Consider the following 325-nt stretch of genomic DNA (forward strand, 5'->3'; position numbering starts at 1 on the left):
GCCCGCCGACTCCGGCGCCGACGCGGAGGCCGCGCGGGAGGACGAGGTCGAGGGGAAGTCCGAGGCGGTCGACGAGCACGCGCGTGCGACCGCCCCCCACCTGAACGCCGAGGCGAACGGCACTCCGGAGCAGAAGGTCACCCCCGAGGAGCCCACCGCCCGGACGAAGCCCGAGGACACCGCGCCCGCCGAAGAGACTGAACCGGCCGAGGAGTCCGAAGCGGCGCAGGCCGTGGAACCCCCCGTCACGGCCACCGCCACGGAGACCGCCGCCGAGACCGGCGAGACCGGTGCGTTCGTCGCGCGCCCCGCCGCCCCCCTCCCC

General features: G+C 77.2%; 1 pseudogene. It reads left to right on the top strand.

Features of this window, described 5'->3' with window-relative positions:
- Positions 1-325 (top strand): annotated as a pseudogene (locus BZL64_RS40070) (hypothetical protein); the annotation flags it as partial.

Origin of the sequence: Streptomyces bobili (assembly GCF_002154575.1) — a bacterium.
Taxonomy (GTDB): Bacteria; Actinomycetota; Actinomycetes; order Streptomycetales; family Streptomycetaceae; genus Streptomyces; species Streptomyces bobili.